Source organism: uncultured Caulobacter sp. (assembly GCF_937900395.1).
GTDB lineage: Bacteria > Pseudomonadota > Alphaproteobacteria > Caulobacterales > Caulobacteraceae > Caulobacter.
In genome coordinates, this window is the sequence record NZ_CALCDX010000072.1 from 12,499 (window position 1) to 31,948 (window position 19,450).

The window sequence follows — 19,450 nt, forward strand, 5'->3', positions numbered from 1 at the left end:
TCCTAGAAAGCCGCTCGTCGACCGAACCTTCGCCCGATCGCGACGACCAACGCCTCGATATGGTCGATGATCCAGCTGACCGGGTTCTCGCCCGGCCGGTTTCGACTCACCGCCCAGGTCGTGGCGCAGACGGCGGCGAACAGCGCGGCCGGCAGGCCGACGGTCAGGAGGGCCGGCAGACCCACGCTCGCGGCCATGGCCTGGCCCAGGATCATCGAGGTCTCGAACAGGAACAGCAGAACCGCGCCGGTGGCCATGGCCGAGCCCGCGCCCGCCCGCTTGGCGCTGAGGCCCAGCGGAATAGCCAGCAGAGGCAGCAGCGGCAGCATCAGGGCGCGCGACGACCGAGCGTAGAACTCGGCGAGCAGCGCCTGCCGGGGAAGCGCCGTCGGCCCCGCGCCAAAGCCCTGCCGGGCCAGTTCGACCAGCGTCAGCTCGCTGACGTCGTTTCCCCGCATCCGAAACAGCTTGCCCGCCAACGACAACGGCACGTCGAAGGCGAAGCGGGAGAACTCGGCGACATAGGTCTGGTGGTCCGGGGTGGTGCTGACCTGACGGCCGTCGCGCAGGTCCAGCGTGACCCGCTGGTCGGCCTCGCTCTTGTTCACAACCGCGGTGCGGGCGGTGAGCACGTCTTCGCGGCCATCGGGCGTGATCTTGCGGATGAACACCCGTTCCAGGCGCCGCCCGCTGGCGTCGGTGTCGTCGGCGGTCAGCAGGAGCGGGCCGGTGGATAGCAGGGCCTTGGGCCTGACGTCGCCGTTCCAGCCCGCCTTGTCGGCCGCGTGCAGCACCGCGTGATAGGCGTAACGGCTGTACGGCTGCACGAAGCCGAACAGCAGCACGCTGAACGCCATCAGCGCGACGCCCAGCCCCACGAACGGCGCGGCGAGACGGCCCAGAGACACGCCGCCAGCCAGGATCGCGTCGATCTCCGAGCTCTTGCTGAGCCCGTTGACCACCACGAACAGGCCGATGAAGAAGCCGCCCGGCAAGGTCAGGCCCACATAGTGCGGCACCAGATTGACCAGCAGCTCGGTCAGGAACTTGAAACCGTCCGTAGTCTGAGAAAGAAGCTGGAACGACCGCATCAGGCGCTCCATCAGAAACGCCACCATCGTGCTGATCAGCACGGCGCTCATCGGCGTCAGGGTGCGCCTGAGCAGGTACCGGTCCAGGGTGGTCGGGATCATCGCGGGCGGGGAATCTAGAGCGCCGGCAGGCCGGCGGTCGCCGGTTCGACTGTCGCGACGCGGCGACGCGCGGGCGAAAGAACCTGCTCCATGGACCGCGCCCTCAGCGCTTCGCCATAGACCTCCACCACCTCGTCGAGGATTTGCGTCCAGCGGAAGGCGGCGCTGCGCTTCAGCGCCTGGGCCGCGAGACGCCGGCGCAGATCGCCGTCGACGATCAGCTCGGTCAGCGCCTGGGCATAGGCGGTGGGCTGGTCGGCGCAGAGCTTGCCGTTGTCATCATGCCGCATCAGCGCGCGCGTATTGGGCGCGTCGGCGCAGACCATGGCGAGCCCGCAGGCCATGGCCTCGAGATTGACGTTGCCGAAGGTCTCGGTGGTGCTGGTGTTCAGGAAGATGTCGCCGCTGGCGAGCGCGGTCGCCAGGGCCTCGCCCGACAGGAAACCGGTGAACACCGCGCCCGGCAGCCGCTCCTCGAACCAGCTCCGCGCGGGGCCGTCGCCGATCACCAGCACCTGCGGCGACTGACTCGCCGCCCGCAGCTGCTGGATGGTCTCGGCGAAGGACGCCAAGCCCTTCTCCATGACGATCCGCCCCAGGAACACGATCACCGGACGGGCGGGATCGAAGCCTTGACCGGCGCGCCACGCCTCGCTGCGTCGTCCGGGGTGGAAGAGCTCGGGATCCACGCCCCGCGCCCAGGTGCGCACCTGGGCGGGCAGGTTCTGGGCCCTCAGCTCGTCGCCGATCGCCTCGGTGGGCGCCATGACGTAGTCGCAGGCGCCGTAGAAGCGCCACAGCCGCTGGCGCACCAGCGGCCGCAGGCGGCCAAGGCCATAGTAGTCGAGATAGCTGTCGAACAGCGTGTGCAGGCTGGCGACGACCGGAACCTTGAGACGCCGGCCCAGCCTCAACGCCGCCCAGCCCAGGAGATCGGGCGCCGACAGGTGGACGAGGTCCGGCTTGAACGCCTCGACGTCCCTTCGGATCGACGCGGGCAGGCCCAGCGCGAGCCGATAGTCTCCCCGAAGCGGGATCTTGATCGAGGGAACCGAAATCAATTCGCCGGCGGGTTCGAAAGCGGCCTTGGGTCCGGTCGGCGAATAGACGCGGACCTGGGCGCCGACCGTGTCCTGCAGGTGACCGACCAGACGGTTCAGCGACTTGTTGGCCCCGTCGAGCGTGTAGTTGTAGTTCCCTGAAAACAAGGCAATCCGTAACGGGCGCGCACCACCAGCGTGCGTCAGCGCCTTGATGTCCATCTTCGTTCTTCCCCGCGCCCCCAGTCCCGCCCCGTAAGACGACGTCCTGGCCCCACCACCGCAGACGATTTTTCGAAATCGATGAGAGCTACACCGACTCATGTCGTCCTTTTGTGAAGGCGGGCGACTGGCATCACTTCGTCACGGTGTCGGACTATCGGTGGGCAGAGATTCTGGGACGCGAAGATGCGGGTTGTGGATGTCGCCGAGTTCTATTCGCCCACCGGCGGGGGCGTGCGGACCTATATCGACCGCAAGTTCGAAGCGGCCGCGCAGCTGGGCCATGAGCTGTTCGTCATCGCGCCGGGACCGCGCGACCATTTCGAACCCCGCCTCGCGGGCGGGGTGATCCAGGTCCGCGCGCCGCGCCTGCCCTTCGACGCCAACTACCATGTCTTCTGGGACGCAGCGCCCGTCCATCGCCAGCTGGAGACCCTGGAGCCGGATCTGGTCGAGGCCTCCTCGCCGTGGCGAGGCGCGGGCATCGTCGCCGCGTGGACCGGGCGAGCGCCGCGCGCGATGTTCATGCACGCCGATCCCGTGGCGTCCTATCCGCAGCGATGGCTGGCGCCGATCGCCAGTCCCCAGCAGATCGACCAGCTTTTCGGCTGGTTCTGGAGCTATCTCCGTAAACTGACGGGGCGCTTCAGTTCGGTCGTGACCGGCGGCGGATGGCTGGCCGACCGCCTGACGGGACAAGGCGTCGGCGCCGTGGCCAGCGTGCCCCTGGGCATTGACGGCGGGGCCTTCTCGCCGGCGATGCGCGACGAAGAGCTCAGGGCAAGGCTCCTGGCCGCCTGCGCCTGCCCGCCGGACGCCAAGCTGGTCCTGGGCGTGGGCCGCTTTCATCCCGAAAAGCGTTGGCCGATGGTGATCGAGGCGGCGATGCGCGCCCGCGCCGAAGGCCATCCGCTGGGCCTGGTCCTGATCGGCGACGGCATCGACCGCAAGCGGGTGGCGCGGGCGGCCGCGGGCCATCCGCACGTCCAGATCCTGTCGCCGATCCACGATCGCGCCCTGCTGGCCGCGCACCTGGCCAGCGCCGACGCCCTCGTGCACGGCTGCGAGTCCGAGACCTTCGGCCTGATCCCCGCCGAGGCCATGGCCAGCGGCGTGCCGGTGGTCGGTCCCGATCGCGGCGGTTTCGCCCATTTGGCCGAGCCGGCGACGTCCGAAGTCTATCGGTCTGGCGATACCGCCTCGGCCGCCGCGGCCATCCGGCGGCTGCTGGCCCGCGATCCGGCCGCCCTGAGGACCGCCGCGGTCGAAGCGGCCGGAAGGGTCAGGCGCGACAGCGATCACTTCGCCGAACTCTTCGACCATTACCAGGCGATCGCGGCGAGCGCCCGGGCATGACACAGGCGATCGAGAACGTGATCGACGGAACGACGCCGCCGAAGGGGCCGAGCGGAAGGACATCGCGTCTGTGGCTTTGGGTCGGCGTGGCGCTGTCCATCGGCCTGGTGGCCGCCGTGATCCTGCAGCTGGGCGGCGCGACCTCCGAGATCCTGACGGCGATCCGCGAGCTCCCGCCGCTGGTCTGGCCGGCGCTCCTGCTGCTTTATCTGGTCCAGCCAGCCTTCGACTATCTGATCTTTCGGCGGCTCTGGGACCTGCCCCCCGCCGGCTTCAAGGCGCTGCTGCGCAAGAACGTCATCAACGAGGTCGTGCTCGGCTACAGCGGCGAGGCGTTCCTCTATGTCTGGGCGCGCCGAGCGGCCAGCGTCGTCGCGGCCCCGTTCGCGGCGATCAAGGACGCCAACATTGTCTCCGCCCTGCTGGGCAACCTGTTGACCCTGGTGTTGGCGGCGATCAGCCTCGCCGAACTGCGCAATCTCGACTTCGCCCAGCGCCTGGGGCCGGCCTTGTGGTCGGGCCTGATTCCGATGGCGATCTCGGTGGGCGTGCTGATCTTCGGGCGTCAGGTGTTCTCGCTGCGGCCGGGCGAGCTTGCCTATGTCGGGGCGGTCAATATCGCGCGCCTGGCGGCCTGGACGGCGCTGAACGTGCTCGTCTGGCGGATGGCGCTGCCGGAGGTTCCGACGGCTCAATGGATCGTTCTGCTGGCGATCCGCTGCCTGATCTCGCGCATCCCGCTGATCTCCAACAAGGACCTGGTGTTCGGGAACCTGGTGCTGCTTTTGCTGGGCGCGCACTCGTCCGTGGCGGTGCTGCTGGCGGCCTTGGCGTTCGTCAACCTGGTCATGCATCTGGCCGTCATTGTCGCCCTGAGCGCCATCGACCTCGCGCGCGGCCTATGGAGCGGCGCCCTCGTTCCAGGCGCCGCCGAGGCGGGCGGCGCTCATGAGTGACTGGCGCGTGAGGATCCCCGGGCGGGACATCTGGCGGGTGGGGCTAGTCGAAGCGCCGATCGCCGACATCGCCCGCCGCGGCTTTCCCGCCGATGCGCCGGTCCACTGGCTGGACGAGGAGGGTCGCCTGAAGTTCCTGGCCGATCCGTTCGGCGTCTGGCGCGACGGTCGGCTGCATCTATTCGTCGAGGCCTACGACTACCGGACCCGCCACGGCGTGATCGAGACGATCGAGCTTGGCGAGGACTTCACGCCCATCCGGCGCGCCGTCGTGCTCAGAGAGCCCTGGCATCTCTCCTATCCGCAGGTGTTCGCGGCTGACGGCGAGATCTGGATGCTGCCCGAGGCCTACCGCTCGGGCGCGCTGACCCTCTATCGCGCGGCGGCGTTCCCCGACGCCTGGGAGCCAGCGGCGCGATTGGAGCTCGATACGCCGGCGATCGACGCCACGCCGTTCCAGCACGACGGCCTCTGGTGGCTGGCCTATTCGCCGACCGGTCCGCAGCGCTGGAAGCAGGGCCGGCTGCACCTCGCCTTCGCCGAGCGCCTGACCGGACCCTGGCGGACGCACCCGGGCAATCCGGTTCGCGACACCCTGGCCTCCAGTCGCCCAGGCGGAACCGTGTGGGTCGAGGACGGACTTCCCCGCCTGCCGGTCCAGGACTGTACGCGCACCTATGGTGGATCGATCCGCATACTGAATATATCGAGACTCACCCCCGAGCGGTTCGAGGCCGAGGCGTCCGCGCCGCTCGGATCGCCGCCCGGAGCCGGGCGCTATGCGCATGGCCTCCACACCCTGTCGGCCTGTGGTCCCGTGACCCTGTTCGACGTCAAGCGGATCGACCGCTCGCTATGGGGGGCGCGAGGCGATTGAGGCCCTTCGAGACCACGCCGTCCAACCCGCGCGTCCTGACGTTCCTGCACAGCTTCGAGCCGGGCGGCGTCGAGCGCATCGCCCTTCGCCTGCTGCGGCGGTGGCGCGAGCTGGGCGTCGATGCGCCGCTGTTCCTGGGCCGCACCGACGGGGCGATGCGCGACGTCGGCGCGGATCTGGACGTCATCACGCCGCCGCGCCGCGGCCCGCTGGTCGCCCGGATGGAGACGCTCTGGATGATCTGGACGCTGCCGCGCGTCGTGCGGCGACTGCGGCCAGACGTCCTGTTCTGCGCCGGCAACACCTATGCGATCGTAGCCTTGGCGTTGAAGGCGCTGCTGGGTCGCGACTGCCCGCCCGTCCTGCTCAAGGTCAGCAACGACCTCGATCGGCGCGACCAGCCCGGGTGGTTCCGCTTCTTCTACCGCCTGTGGCTCAAGGCGCAGGGGCGCTACATCGACCACTTCGTCGGCCTCGAGACGCCGATGGCCGACGAGATTCGCCTGGCGCTCGGCGTGAGTGCGGACCGCGTCACCATCATTCCCGACCCGGCCTTGTCAGCATCCTTGATCGAGCGGCTTCGCGCCCAGCCCCGTGGCCCCGGCGCCGGATCGGGTCGGCGTTTCGTCAGCGTGGCCCGCCTGACGCCCCAGAAGAACATGGCCCTGATGCTGCGCGGCTTCTCGCGCGGCGCCCAGGAGGGCGACACGTTGACGGTGATCGGCGACGGGCCCGAACGCGCGAAGCTGGAGAGCCTCGCCAAGCACCTCGGGCTTGAGCGCCGGGTGATCTTCAAGGGCTATGTCGCCGAGCCGGCCGCCCAGCTGCCGTCGTTCGACGTCCTGCTGCTGTCCTCGAACTATGAAGGCGTGCCGGCGGTCATCCTCGAGGCCCTCGCGGCGGGCCTGCCGATCATCGCCACCGACTGCAGCCGCAGCATGGCGACCTTGCTGGACCACGGCGCGCTGGGCGTCCTTGTTCCGACAGGCGACGAGAGCGCGTTCGCCGCGGCGATCGCGGCGGCGCGGCCGGGATCGCAAGATCCGCGGCGAAGCCTCGACCAGGCGCGGCGCTTTACGCTGGAGGAGGCCGCCGAGACCTATCTCGCGACGCTGTCCCGGCTCGGCCCGAAGGCGGCCATGAACACGCCGACGGCGGCCTCGACTTCCGCGGCGACCTCCTCGGCGGAGGGCTCGCCGACATAGTTGACCAGCCGCGCCTTGAGCATCCGGTTCTGGCACAGGCCGATGAAGTGGTGGGCCGCGACCATGGGGTCATCGACCACGATCCTCCCCTCCAGCTTCATGCGCGCCAGGAAGCCGCCCAGCAGCCGGGCCCCGCGCAGCGGCCCGGCCTCGTAGAAGGTCCGCCCTAGGTCCGGCGAACGCTCCGACGCCGCCGCGATCAGACGAAAATGGCGCATGTTGCGCTCGGCCATGACGTTGGTCAGGTAGCGACGGCCCAGGCGCGTCAGCGCCGCGCGCACGTCGTCGACCTCGTCGTCCAGCAGCTGGAACATCTCCGCGCCCTGCCAGCCGCAATAGCGCTCGATATGGGCCTGGAAGATCTCTTCCTTGCTCTTGAAGTAGTTGTAGAGGGTGCTCTTCGAGCCGCCGACCCTCGCAGCGATGGTCGACATCGAAGCCGCGTCGAAGCCTTCGTTCAAGAAAACCTCGGCGGCGACGTCGAGGATAGCCTCGCGCCGAGCATCCCGATCTGGGCGGTTTTTTACATCGAGCATCGTATTTGTTCCAAACCGTACCGTACGGTCGCCTTGACTACGGGGGAAGGCAAGCCTACTTCCACGCCATCATATGACTATACCGTACGGTCACATCAAGGCCTTCTCCATGCCGACCTTACCAATCACCGCCCTTCGCCGTAGCGGAGCCTATCTGGGGGCGGCCAGCGCCCTGGTCCTCGCGGCCTGCGCCAGCTTGCCGCCTGCCCAGGCCGCGCGGGTCGCCGCGGCGCCGGAGACCTACGCCGCCGCCCAGAGCCTCGCCGCCCCGTCGGCCGACTGGCCCGCCGACGCCTGGTGGACCGGCTATGGCGACGCTCAGCTGAACGCCCTGGAGGACGAGGCGCTCAAGGGCTCGCCCACCCTCGCCGTCGCCGAAGCGCGCCTGCGCCGCGCCCAGGCCCTGGTCGCTCAGGCCAAGTCGGCCGACCTGCCGCGCGTCGGCCTCGGGGCCGAAGTCGCCGAAAGCAAGCAGAGCTACAACAACGGCATCCCACCGGCCTTCGTGCCGCACGGCTACAATGACGTCGGCCGCATCGCCCTCGACGTCTCGTGGGAGCTGGACTTCTGGGGCAAGAACCGCGCGGCGGTCGCGGCCGCCACGTCGGAGGCCAAGGCCGCCCAGGCCGACGCCGCCCAGGCGCGCCTGACCCTGTCGACCGCGGTCGCCTCGACCTATGCCGAGCTCTCGCGGCTGTACGCCCAGCGCGACGTCGCCGAACAGGCCGTCCGCCTACGCGAAGAGACCGCCAAGCTCGTCTCCCGGCGCGTCGCCAACGGCCTCGACACCCGGGCGGAAAGCGAGCAGGCCGCGGCCGGGCCGCCGGCCTCGCGCGCCGAGCTTTCCGCCCTCGACGAGCAGATCGTCCTGACCCGCAACGCCCTGGCCGCCCTGCTCGGCGCCGGTCCCGACCGGGGCCTCGCCATCACCCGCCCGGCCGCCGCGACCATCAAGCCGTTCGGCCTGCCCCAGAACCTGCCGGCCAACCTGATCGGCCGCCGCCCCGACGTGGTCGCCGCCCGTTGGAGGGCCGAGGCCGCCACCGCCCGCACCCGCCAGGCCAAGGCCGCCTTCTATCCGGATATCAATCTGGCCGGCTTCGTCGGCGTCCAGTCTCTCTACCTCGACAAGCTGTTCGACAGCGGTTCGGACATCGGCCAGGTCGGTCCCGCCCTGCGGTTGCCGATCTTCCAGGGCGGCGCCCTGCGCGCCGGCCTGCGCGGCGCGCAGGCCGACCGCGACGCGGCCGTGGCCAGCTATGACGCGGCCCTGACCCAAGCCCTGCGCGAGGTCGCCGACGTCACCGCCAGCGAGAAGGCCCTGACCTCGCGCCTGGCCGACGCGCGCGCGGCCCTGACCGCCAACGAGAACGCCTATCGCATCGCCCGCCTGCGCTACGAGGGCCAGCTGTCGACCTACCAGTCGGTGCTGCTGGCCGAGCAGTCGGTTCTGGCCCAGCGCCGGACCGTCGCCGACCTCGAAAGCCGCGCCTTCGCCCTCGACATCGCTCTGATCCGCGCCCTCGGCGGCGGCTTCACCGGCGCCTGACCCCTATCGCTTCTTAGGACTCCCCCCATGTCCGACTCCGCTCCGCAAGCCGCCCCGCAAGCCAAGGCCAATGGCCAGCGCCGCCGCCAATTGACCCTTCTCGCCGGTGTGGTCGCCGTCGGCCTGGTCGGCTATGGCGCCTGGTGGCTGGCCTTCGACAGCCACTTCGTCGAGACCGACGACGCCTATGTCGGGGCCGAGACCGCCCAGGTGACGGCGCTGTCGCCCGGTCCGGTGGCGAAGATCTTCGTCGTCGAGACCCAGGCCGTGAAGAAAGGCGACCCGCTGGTCGTCATCGACGACGCCGACGCCCGCATCGCCGTCGCCCAGGCCGAAGCCGCGCTCGGCCAGGCCGAACGCAAGGTGAAGGGCTACTTCGCCAACGATACGGCCCTGGGCGGCCAGTTCGAGGCGCGCCAGGCCGACGTCGCCCGCGCCGACGCTCAGATCACCGCCGCCAAGGCCGACGTCGAGCGGGCCCGCATCGACTTCTCGCGCCGCCAGGCCCTGGTGGGCGAAGGCGCCGTCTCCGGCGACGAGCTGACCGCGGCCCAGAACCGCCTCGCCAACGCCCAGGCCGCGCTGAACGCCGCCCAGGCCGCCCGCGCCCAGGCCCTGGCCAGCCGCGACGCGGCGCTGGGCTCGCGCGAAGCCAACACCGTGCTGATCTCCGGCGCCTCGGTCGGCGAGAACCCCGAGGTCAAGGCCGCCCGCGCCCGCCTCGACGCCGCGCGCCTGACCCTCGCCCGCACGGTCGTGCGCGCCCCAACCGACGGCGTCGTCGCCCGCAAGTCGGTGCAGGTCGGCCAGCAGGTCGCCATCGGCGCGCCGCTGATGGCGGTCGTGCCCACGCACGAGGCCTATGTCGACGCCAACTTCAAGGAAGTGCAGCTGGACAAGGTCGTCCCCGGCCAGCCTGTGGTGCTGACCTCGGACCTCTACGGCGGCGGCGTTAAGTTCCACGGCAAGGTTCGCGGCCTGGCCGGCGGCACCGGCTCGGCCTTCTCGCTGATCCCGGCCCAGAACGCCTCGGGCAACTGGATCAAGGTCGTCCAGCGCGTCCCGGTGCGGATCACCCTGGACCCCGCCGAACTCGCCAAGCATCCGCTCCGCGTCGGCCTATCGATGAAGGCCAAGATCGACGTCGCCAAGCAGTAGATCCGTTCAAGGAGCCGCCGGCATGGCGTCCGAACAAACCCAGGGCGGTCCGCCGCCCATGATGGGCCTGACCCTGGCGATCACCTCGATCGCCCTGGCGCTGGGCACCTTCATGCAGGTGCTGGACAGCACCATCGCCAACGTCTCGATCCCCACGATCGCCGGCAATCTGGGCGTCAGCTCCAGCCAGGGCACCTGGGTGATCACCGCCTTCGCCGTGGCCAACGGGGTGTCGGTGCCGCTGACGGGGTGGCTGATGGGCCGCTACGGGGTGGTGAAGACCTTCGTGGCCTCGGTGATCCTGTTCACGATCGCCTCGTTCCTGTGCGGCGTGTCCTGGAATCTCTCGTCCCTGATCTTCTTCCGGATCCTGCAGGGGGCCGTGTCGGGACCGATGATCCCGGGTTCGCAAGCCCTGCTGATCATGATCTTCCCGCCGAACAAGCGCGGGACCGCTCTGGCCATCTGGTCGATGACCACCCTGGTGGCGCCGATCTGCGGGCCGATCCTGGGCGGCTACATCTCCGACAACATCTCCTGGCCGTGGATCTTCCTGATCAATGTGCCGGTCGGGATCCTGTGCGCGCTGGTCTGCTGGCGGAACATGGCCAGCCGCGAGACCCCGACGCGCAAGCTGCCGATCGACCGCACCGGCTTCATGCTGCTGCTGATCTGGGTCGGCGCGCTGCAGGTGATGCTGGACACCGGCAAGGAGGCCGACTGGTTCTCCTCGCCCGCCATCGTCGTCGAGATGTGGGTGGCGATCATCTTCTTCGTCGCCTGGGCGATCTGGGAGCTGAACGAGAAGCACCCGATCGTCGACCTGACCCTGTTCCGGTCCAGCAACTTCGCCATCGGCACCCTGGCCTTCTGCCTCGGCTATGCGGTGTTCTTCGGCAACAACCTGCTGCTGCCGCTGTGGCTGCAGACCCGCATGGGCTACATCGCCACCTGGGCGGGCCTGGTGGCGGCGCCGAGCGGCGTGGTCGCGGTCTTCCTGACCCCGTTCACCGCCCGCCTGATGACCAAGATCGACGCGCGCTGGCTGGCGACCATCTCGCTCGCGGCGTTCGGCCTCTCGTTCTACATGCGCTCGGGCTATACGCCCGACGCCAGCTTCCGGGTGCTGGTCATGCCGATGCTGGTGCAAGGCGTGGCGATGAGCACCTTCTTCATCTCGATGGTGACGATCTCGCTGAACGGCATCCCGCCGCAGCAGACGCCGCAGGCCTCGGGCCTGTCGAACTTCTCGCGGATCACCGCCGGCAGCTTCGCCGCCTCCCTGGCCACCACCATCTGGGACCGCGGCGAGGCCGTGCACCAGACTCGTCTCGCCGAGACCATGAGCTCGGGCAGCCCGGCCTGGGTCGACGCGGTCAACAAGCTTCAGGCGGCCGGTATGACCCACCTCCAGGCGGTGGGCGCGATCACCCAGCAGGTGATCAACCAGGCCTATCTGCTGGCGGCCCTGGACTTCTTCCGGGTCTCGGCCTGGCTGTGCGTGATCCTGATCCCCCTGATCTGGCTCACTCGCAAGGCTCTGGGCAGCGGCGGCGCCGCGGCGGCCGACTAGACCGCCGCCGCCCGGCCTGCCCGCGTTCGATTGCGGGTCTGCCGGGACCACTTAACGCCGTCCAACTAACCCATTGAAACTAAAACGGAGCGGCAATCCGCCAACTTGGGGCACAGGTTAACGCTGGCTCGGAAATTCCACTCGCCAAGCTAACGCTGTCCCCAAAGCCCAAGTCTCCTCGTCGATCGCGCGGCGCCCCGCGCAAAGCGAGCAACGATCAATGAGCTCGAATTTACACCGCCGATCTCCAGGCTTCGCAACGCAAACGCATCCATTATTTCAAGCGGCCCGCGCTCCCCTAGGCCACCGTTTTGAACGGCGCCATCGGCGCCTCTGGCGGCGGGGCGGGACAGTTCTTGGCCAGGAACTCGCCGTGGCTGGGGAGGCCCGCGACCTGGGCGGCCAGCATCGGGGCTGACTGGTCAAGGGTCTGGCTGATCACCTCATAGGGGATTGTATCGACGAGCTGTTGATAGCGCCGCGGCCGCACGCCCATGCCCTCCATGACTGACTGCCAGGAGGGATCGCGGAACATGTCGTCGACGCCCTCGCGCAGCACGCCGCTGTGCTCGAACAAGGCCATCCGCGCCTTCAGGCTCTCTGGAATGGGCGCTTCGCGAACCGCGCGCCAGAACGGCGTGTCGTCCCGCTGGGTCTTGCAGTAGTGCAGCACGATGAAGTCGCGGATTTCCTCATAGTCGGCGACCATGCGGCGGTTGTATTCCGCCCTCAGCGCCGGATCGAAGTCGCGGTCGGGGAAGAAGCGCAGCAGGAAGTCGACGCCACGATAGATCAGGTGCAGAGCGGTCGACTCCAGCGGCTCGATGAAGCCGCCCGACAACCCTACCGCCACGACGTTCTTCTCCCAGAGTCGCTGGCGCACGCCGGTCTTGAACGGGATGAACATCGGCTCCATCAGCGGCCGGCCCTCGATCCCGCCCAGCAGAGTCGCACGGGCCTCGTCGTCGCTGACGAACCGCGAGCAGAACACGTAGCCGTTGCCCGCCCGGTGCTGCAGCGGGATGCGCCAGCGCCAGCCGCCCGCCTCGGCCTTGGACAGGGTGTAGGGATGCGGCGCGCCGACGTTCTCGGTCTGCACCACCACCGCGCGGTCGCACAGCAGCATGTCGGACCAGTCCTCGAACGGGGTCTCCAGCGTCTTGCCGATCAGCAAGGACCGGAAGCCCGTGCAGTCGACGAAGAGGTCGCCCTCGATCTCGCGCCCGTCCTTCATCCGCACCTTGGCGACCGAGCCGTCGGCGTGGGTGATGACGTCGGAGACGATGCCTTCGGTCCGCTTGACGCCGCGCGCCTCGGCGTAGTCGCGCAGGTACCGGGCCACCAGCCGCGCGTCGACGTGCAGGGCGTAGCTGGCGCCGGCGATCAGGGTCCGCTGCGCTTTGAAGGGTAGGATGAACTTGCCCTGCTGGGCCATGATCGAGCCCGGCGCGAAATCCTGAAGTTCGGAGGGATGCCCGGCCGCCTTGGCGCGCAGCCAGCACTGATAGAACTCGTGCGGGCCGATCGGCCCGCCAATCGCGCCGAACGGATGGTGGTAGCGTTCGCCCGTGGCCTTCCAGTCCTCGAAGCGGATGCCGAGCTTGAAGCTGGCCTGGGTCGCCTGGATGAACGCCTGCTCGTCGATCCCGAGGCTGGCCAGTAGCTGAAGGAACGGCGGGATCGTCGATTCCCCGACGCCGATCGTGCCGATCTCCTCCGACTCCACGAGTTCGATCGCGCAACCGCCACGCTGAAAGTAGTGGCTGAGCATCGCCGCCGTGATCCAGCCGGCCGAGCCGCCGCCGACGATGACGATCTTGCGGATGGCGTTGGGATGGGTGTGGGTCATCGTCAAATCCTACTGCGCGGCCACGGGCTGGGGGCGGCAATACTGTTCGAGGAAGGCGGCGTGCGGGGGCGCCGAGGCGACGACCTCGGCGATAGCCTTGCGCATTTCGGCGAGCGGGGCGCTCAGCGCCTGGGCGTCGATGCCGTCGAGGGCTGGATCGACCATCTCCGGCAGCAGTTCGAAGCCGGCATAGATGGCCATCCAGCTGGCGGGCTGGAACATCTCCCAACGGTAGCGCAGGAAGTGGCCGCGCTGGCGGAAGAGCTCGACCTTGCGGCGCAGCGTTTCGGGCAAGACCACGGCGTTGCAGTCGCGCCAGAAGGCGGTGTCGCCGCGCTGGTTTGCCCAATAGTGCAAGACGATAAAGTCGCGCACGCGCTCCATCTCGCGACGGGACCAGTCGTTGAACTCGTCGACCAGCTCGGGCGCGAAGTCCTTGTCCGGGAACAGCGCCTTGATCTTCTCGATGCCCGTCTCGATCAGCGCGATCGAGGTGCTCTCCAGGGGCTCCAGAAAGCCCGAAGAAAGGCCGAGCGCGATGACGTTCCGGTTCCAGGCCTGCTTGCGGCGGCCGGGATTGAAGCGGATCAGGCGCGGCTCGTGCAGCAGGCGGTCGGGCACGGCGGCCTTCAGCTCGGCCAGGGCGGCCTCGTCGCTGATATGCCGCGAGGAGAAGACATAGCCGTTGCCGTAGCGGTGCTGCAGCGGAATCCGCCAGCGCCAGCCGGCCGTCTGCGCCTTGACCTCGGTATAGGGCGCGGGATCGCCGACGCCCTCGCTCTGGACGGCGAAGGCGCGGTCGCAGAAGAGCAGGTCGCTCCAGGATTCGTAACCGGTCTCCAGCGCCTCCTCGATCAGCAGCCCCCGGAAGCCCGAGCAGTCGATGAAGAGATCGCCCTCGACGGCGGCGCCGTTGTCGAGATCCAGCGAGGCGACGAAGCCGTCCTCGGGACGCAGATTGACCTTGGTGATCCGGGCGTCGACGCGGCGGACGCCATTGTCCTCGGCGACCCGGCGCATCAGCTGGGCGAACAGGCCCGCGTCCAGGTGCAGGGCCCAGTCGAAGATCGAGAGGCTGTTGGCCGGATTGCGCGGCGGGGCCATGAACTTGCCCGCGGCCGCCAGCGACGCGCCCAGCGAATAGTCCTGGATGTTCGTCGGCTCGCCGCCCTGGGCCAGCTTGCGCCAATAATGGTGGAACGGGACGCCCCGCAGGTCCTGGCCGAACAGGCCGAAGGGGTGAATGAAGGCGTGGCCCTCGCGCAGCCAGCCGTCGAAGCGGATGCCCAGCTTGCAGGTCGCCTGGGTCGCGCGCATCACCTCGATGTCGGAGAGGCCCAGCTGCTGATAGAAGCCGCGGATCGTGGGGATGGTCGCTTCGCCCACGCCGATCGTGCCGATCTCGGAGCTTTCGACGAGGGTGATCTCAAGCGGGCCGCCCTGGAAATGCCGACGCAGCGCCGCGGCCGCCATCCAGCCGGCGGTCCCGCCGCCGACGATCACGAGCTTGCGGACTCTGTTGTCCGGCATAGGACCTTCCCCAGTGACTGTTCAGGATCCGGATCTGGCGCCCGGTTGCGTCAAGGCTAGCGGCTCGCCGCGTCGCCCGACAGGTCTCGCCCCGCGAAAAAAGCGGCCGCCGCAAGGGGGAAGCGCGGCGGCCGGCAGGAGGTGAGAGGAAACGCTTACCAGCGCGCGCGGACACCCAGCGTGTAGCGGGGCTCAAACTCGTTCTGGCGGATGTACTGGGTCTTACCCTTGGCGAAGCGAGCGTAATATTCCTCGATCTCGCCCGAGACGTTCGACCCGTTGAAGTAAAGGGTGACGTTGTCGCGCAGGTTATAGCTGACGTTCACGTCCACATAACCGGTGCTGTCCTGGTAGATCGGGATGTTGTTGCTCATCACCTCGGCCAGACGATCGGTGCGATAGTTGTAGGCGACGCGCGCCTGCAGCTTGTCGTCCTGGTACCAGCCGATCAGGTTGAACTGGTGCTTGGAGTTGTCCTGGAAGGGCAGCTTCTCGCCGTCCAGACCCAGGCGCGACTCCTTGCTCGGCGAGTAGGTGTAGTTGGTGTCCACGCCGAAGTTCGAGAAGAAGCCCAGGTCGGGCATGAAGTCGCTGACCGCCAGCTTGGCGCCGACTTCCAGACCCTTCACCTCCCCGCCGTCGCCCTGGATCGGCAGGGTGACGTTGACCGTGCGACGGATCACGCCGTCCTGGTCAGGGAAGCGACCGGTGGTGACGCCGCTGGTCACGAAGCTGTCGATCTTCAGCTTGAAGGCCGAGATGTTCAGCATCGAGGCGCGGCCGAAATAGTACTCGATGGCGCCGTCGAAGTTCTTCGACCGCCAGGGATCCAGCATCGGGTTGCCCGAGGCCTCGGCGCTGGTGACGCAGCGGACATTCGGCAGAGCCGCGCCGCAGTCGGCGGTGTTGATCTTCAGACCACCGCCGTAGTTGCCCAGGTCGAGGGGCTGCATCGTCTTGCTGTAGGCGAAGCGGAACTTCAGGTGCTCATTGAAGTCGTAGGTGACGTTCAGCGACGGCAGCCAGTCGGTGTACTTGCGCTCGGTGACCTGGTCGCCCGCGTCGGCGTTGGTGTCGCCGTAGTTGCGGGTGTCGCCGGTCAGGTTTTGCTTCACGCGCAGCTCTGTCTCGATCACGCGCAGGCCGAAGATGCCCGACAGGCCGCCCAACTCGAAGCTGGTCGAACCGAACGCGCTCTGCTCGTTCAGGGACACGTCGTAGGTCTGGCCCGGCACCTGGACGCGGATAGCGCCGCCGAACACCTTCTTGTGGAAGGCTTCCGCGTCGTCGAAGTCACGCGGATCGATGGCCCAGAAGCCGGGAATGCCGCTGGTGACGCCGCCCAGGTCGTCGACCCAGACCACGTTGTTGTAGGTGTCGAGGCGCGTCGGCTGATTGACCGTGTAGCCTTGGAAGACCGGCAGGCCCGTGACCGGATCCGGCACGAACTCGCCCGCCTGGCACTGGTTCTGGTTCATGACGACGTCGATGGCCTTCCACTGGGCCTCGCAGCCGCCGGCCGGAACCGGCTGGCCGTTGGCCTGCACCGCGCCCGGCGTGCCGCCGTAGAAGCCCGAGAACAGGTGGAACTGCTCGACCTCGACCGTGCGCTTGCTCTGACGCACGCCGCCGTCGATCTTGGTGATGAAGCCCAGGAGCTTGTCGTCGAACTTGTAGTGACCGTCGGCTCGGAACACGTTCATGTCCGAGTTGACCTCGTTGTTGCCTTCCGACGAAAAGGCGCCGATGGCGTAGCTGTCCTTGTTGGCCATGTAGTCCTTGAGGGACTTGCCGGCCCCCAGGCCGCCGACCAGCGGGCGATCAAAGCCCGACCACACCGGGTGATCGCCGCTGATGTCGTAGTGCAGCTGCGGATTGGCGCCGTAGCCCAGCGGATTGGGATCCAGGTAGCAGCCGCCGGCGCTGCCGGTGACGCTGTTCGTCCGGCGCGAGGCGGAGAACTTGTCGCAGATGGCCTTGGGATAGAAGGTGCCGCGCGTGCGATCGGCAGCGTCGCGGAACAGGTTGAAGCGGCCGTCGCCATAGCGCCAGTTCGAGAGGTCGCCCTGGGCCTGGCCGTTCATGCTGAGACGGTTGCCATCGGCGCGGATGGCGCGGGCCTCGAAGGTGAACGGACCGCCGTTGTCGTAGTCCAGGCCCAAGTTGTAGTTCTTGGTCTTGGACTTGGTGGTGCGGTTGACGCTGAAGGAGTTCACCCACCAGGCGTTGATGTCATACTCGTCGACGGCCAGCCAGTTGCCGATGCCGACCGGCGTCGAGGCCGTCGGCTGGTTCCAGGTGCCGAAGGCGCCGCCGTCCCAGCGGTTCGAGATGTTGATGCCAACGGCGCGGTTGTACTCGTCCAGCTTGGCGTAGAAGCCCTCGGCGATCAGGGTGAAGCCCTCGCCCAGGTCGGCTTCGAACGCGGCGTTGATACCCAGACGATCGCGCTCGACCACGCGGTTGAAGCTCTCGTAGCCGTGCGGCGAGATATAGCTGGTCGCGAAGCCGCCACCCCAGTCATTGTTGCCCGACAGGCCGACGGTGCCCGAGTAGTTGTTGCCCAGGTTAGACTTGCTCTTGGCCGCGCCGACCATCAGGCCAACGCGGTCGTTGCGCCAGTTGACGACGCCGTTGACCAGGTAGTCGTCCTTCTTGGTGCGGTCGCCGCGCTGGGCCTCGGCCGCGCCGGTGAAGGTCAGGCCTTCCTTGAACTGGAAGGGCCGGCGGGTGCGCAGGTCGATCGTGCCCGAGATGCCCGACAGCGCGTTGCGCGGGTCGGTCGACTTGTAGACCAGCACCTGGTTCATCAGCTGCGAGGGCACGTCCAGCAGGTCCGGCTGGGCCGAGCCCATGTTGCCGGCGCTGAGATACTGTTCGCCGTTCAGCAGGGTGATGACCTGGCGCAGGCCGCGGATGTTGACGGTCTTGCCCTCGCCGGCGTCGCGCTGGATCTGGATGCCCGAAATGCGCTGCAGCGAGTCGGCGATGGTGACGTCCGGCAGCTTGCCGATGTCTTCCGACGAAATGGCGTCGACAATGGCGGCCTCGCGGCGCTTGACGTCGACCGATTTCATCTGAGAGCCGCGGACGCCGGTAACGACGATCTCCTCGACTTCCGTGTTGGCGGCGGTTTCCTGCGCGAAGGCGCCCGTGGCCAGCGCCAGCTGCGATGCGCCAGCGACGAGCGCCAGCGTCAGGCCGCGCGCGAGCGCGGCTTTCCTTGCTTCCTGAGACAATTCCTCGCTCCCCAATAGGTCGTTCTTATTGGCCGCCCGCCCGGTCCCGCGCCGGCGCTCCGCGCGTCGGTCGGCGAGGCGCGTCAGGGGCTTTCTTGGGCCCGTCAAACACCGCGCGGGCGCTTGTCCAACCCTTGGCGCCCCCAGCGCCCGGACATTCGGCTCTGGTCTTTGGCCTTCACCGAACGCGGGCGCATTTCAGAAATGTCCCGAGCAAGTCAACAAGAATGTCAACGTTGTCATTCCTGCGAGACAAGGCGTTACGCGGCGCAACCTTGCTCCCGCCAGGAAGGTACCGGTCACATGAAAAAAGAGGTCACGCTTCGCGCATGCCCCTTACAGAGCTTGAAAAACCGAGCTTTTACGGCTCGACATCCTGATCGCGGACTCAGACGCGTGACCGTGAGCGCTGGCCGGCGGGCCCGCGCCGTATCGATCGAAGGGGGCGCGCGTCGGCGGTCCTGCTCGGCCGCGAAATGTCCCAACTATGTCCGATAAATTGACCCGAGAATGTCCCAAGGCATGACAGGCGAGACATCATCGGTTAGAGGATCGGCGTTCGTCGTCTCGCGAGGCCGCCTTTCAAAGGCCGCATGCCCGGCCTAGCTTGACGCGCGAACGAGCGCGGGGACCCATGACGACGATCAATGACGTGGCGGAACGGGCGGGCGTGTCGCCCAAGACCGTCTCTCGCGTTCTCAACGATCATGAGAGCGTCAGCGCCAAGACGCGTGATCGCGTTCAGGCGGCCATGCGCGACCTTGGGTACCAGCCCAGCGCCGCGGCTCGCGGCCTCCGCGCGCAGGGGTCCGGCTCGGTCGGCGTGCTGATGGGCGACCCGTCGGGCGGCTACCACACCCGCGTCCATCACGCCCTGCTGCTGGCCTGCGTCGAGACCGGACGGCACCTGACAGTCGATCTGTCCGAAGGGCCCGTCCCCGGCTGGCGGGATCGCGTCCGCGCCTTCGTTCGCGACGGCGGCCTGCGCGAGATGATCCTGCTGCCGCCGGAATGCGACTTCGGACCGATGAAGGATCTGATGCGCGAGCTGGACGTGCGCTGCGTCCTGATCTCGCCGACCACGCCCGATCCCCGCTTTCCCGCCATCGCGATGGACGACCGCGCCGCCGCGCGGGAGGTGGTCGAGCACCTCTTCTCGCTGGGCCA

Annotated in this window: 14 protein-coding genes; 8 read left to right on the top strand and 6 right to left on the bottom strand. The window is 68.2% G+C overall.

Annotated features, from left to right (window positions below; translation table 11 throughout):
• Positions 1-2 precede the first annotated feature (2 nt).
• Both Q0379_RS06370 and Q0379_RS06375 read right to left on the bottom strand, forming a co-directional pair.
• Entirely contained in the window at positions 3-1,193 is a 1,191-nt protein-coding gene (locus tag Q0379_RS06370; RefSeq protein ID WP_299005861.1) for an LptF/LptG family permease, read from the bottom strand.
• A 14-nt stretch (positions 1,194-1,207) separates the two neighbouring features.
• Positions 1,208-2,401: a glycosyltransferase family 1 protein gene (locus Q0379_RS06375; RefSeq protein WP_299005866.1), complete on the bottom strand. Its 1,194-nt coding sequence runs from the start codon at positions 2,399-2,401 to the stop codon at positions 1,208-1,210.
• 240 nt (positions 2,402-2,641) lie between these two features.
• On the opposite strand from Q0379_RS06375, the gene Q0379_RS06380 reads away from it, so the two are divergent.
• The 4 genes from Q0379_RS06380 to Q0379_RS06395 are packed head-to-tail and all read left to right on the top strand — an operon-like array spanning position 2,642 to position 6,849.
• The gene (locus tag Q0379_RS06380; protein ID WP_299005869.1) at positions 2,642-3,811 is read left to right on the top strand and encodes a glycosyltransferase; all 1,170 of its coding nucleotides are present in this window, start codon (positions 2,642-2,644) and stop codon (positions 3,809-3,811) included.
• A complete protein-coding gene (locus Q0379_RS06385; RefSeq protein ID WP_299005872.1) occupies positions 3,808-4,767 on the top strand; it encodes a hypothetical protein in 960 nt (319 codons plus the stop codon). The genes Q0379_RS06380 and Q0379_RS06385 overlap by 4 nt, the downstream gene beginning before the upstream one ends.
• On the top strand, positions 4,760-5,644 hold the full coding sequence (locus tag Q0379_RS06390; RefSeq protein WP_299005875.1) for a hypothetical protein: 885 nt from the start codon (positions 4,760-4,762) through the stop codon (positions 5,642-5,644). The genes Q0379_RS06385 and Q0379_RS06390 overlap by 8 nt, the downstream gene beginning before the upstream one ends.
• Positions 5,641-6,849: a glycosyltransferase gene (locus Q0379_RS06395; RefSeq protein WP_299005879.1), complete on the top strand. Its 1,209-nt coding sequence runs from the start codon at positions 5,641-5,643 to the stop codon at positions 6,847-6,849. The genes Q0379_RS06390 and Q0379_RS06395 overlap by 4 nt, the downstream gene beginning before the upstream one ends.
• Here the strand turns inward: Q0379_RS06395 and Q0379_RS06400 are convergent.
• The gene (locus Q0379_RS06400; RefSeq protein ID WP_299005880.1) at positions 6,744-7,385 is read right to left on the bottom strand and encodes a TetR/AcrR family transcriptional regulator; all 642 of its coding nucleotides are present in this window, start codon (positions 7,383-7,385) and stop codon (positions 6,744-6,746) included. The two genes, Q0379_RS06395 and Q0379_RS06400, sit on opposite strands and share 106 nt — an antisense overlap.
• A 109-nt stretch (positions 7,386-7,494) precedes the next feature.
• On the opposite strand from Q0379_RS06400, the gene Q0379_RS06405 reads away from it, so the two are divergent.
• The 3 genes from Q0379_RS06405 to Q0379_RS06415 are packed head-to-tail and all read left to right on the top strand — an operon-like array spanning position 7,495 to position 11,665.
• Entirely contained in the window at positions 7,495-8,934 is a 1,440-nt protein-coding gene (locus Q0379_RS06405; protein ID WP_299005883.1) for an efflux transporter outer membrane subunit, read from the top strand.
• 27 nt (positions 8,935-8,961) lie between these two features.
• Positions 8,962-10,092, top strand: a complete 1,131-nt coding sequence (locus Q0379_RS06410) for an HlyD family efflux transporter periplasmic adaptor subunit (RefSeq protein ID WP_299005885.1) — start codon at positions 8,962-8,964, stop codon at positions 10,090-10,092.
• A 22-nt stretch (positions 10,093-10,114) separates the two neighbouring features.
• On the top strand, positions 10,115-11,665 hold the full coding sequence (locus tag Q0379_RS06415) for a DHA2 family efflux MFS transporter permease subunit (RefSeq protein WP_299005887.1): 1,551 nt from the start codon (positions 10,115-10,117) through the stop codon (positions 11,663-11,665).
• A 298-nt stretch (positions 11,666-11,963) separates the two neighbouring features.
• On the opposite strand, the gene Q0379_RS06420 is transcribed toward Q0379_RS06415, so the two are convergent.
• From Q0379_RS06420 to Q0379_RS06430, 3 genes are all read right to left on the bottom strand, one after another.
• Positions 11,964-13,514, bottom strand: coding sequence for a tryptophan halogenase family protein (locus Q0379_RS06420; protein ID WP_299005889.1), 1,551 nt, complete (start codon positions 13,512-13,514; stop codon positions 11,964-11,966).
• Positions 13,515-13,523: 9 nt separating this feature from the next.
• On the bottom strand, positions 13,524-15,044 hold the full coding sequence (locus Q0379_RS06425; RefSeq protein ID WP_299005890.1) for a tryptophan halogenase family protein: 1,521 nt from the start codon (positions 15,042-15,044) through the stop codon (positions 13,524-13,526).
• A 155-nt stretch (positions 15,045-15,199) separates the two neighbouring features.
• A complete protein-coding gene (locus Q0379_RS06430; RefSeq protein ID WP_299005892.1) occupies positions 15,200-18,283 on the bottom strand; it encodes a TonB-dependent receptor in 3,084 nt (1,027 codons plus the stop codon).
• Positions 18,284-18,917: 634 nt separating this feature from the next.
• Between Q0379_RS06430 and Q0379_RS06435 the strand changes: the two genes are divergently transcribed.
• The coding region (locus Q0379_RS06435) for a LacI family DNA-binding transcriptional regulator (protein ID WP_299005895.1) at positions 18,918-19,450 on the top strand (533 nt) is incomplete at its 3' end.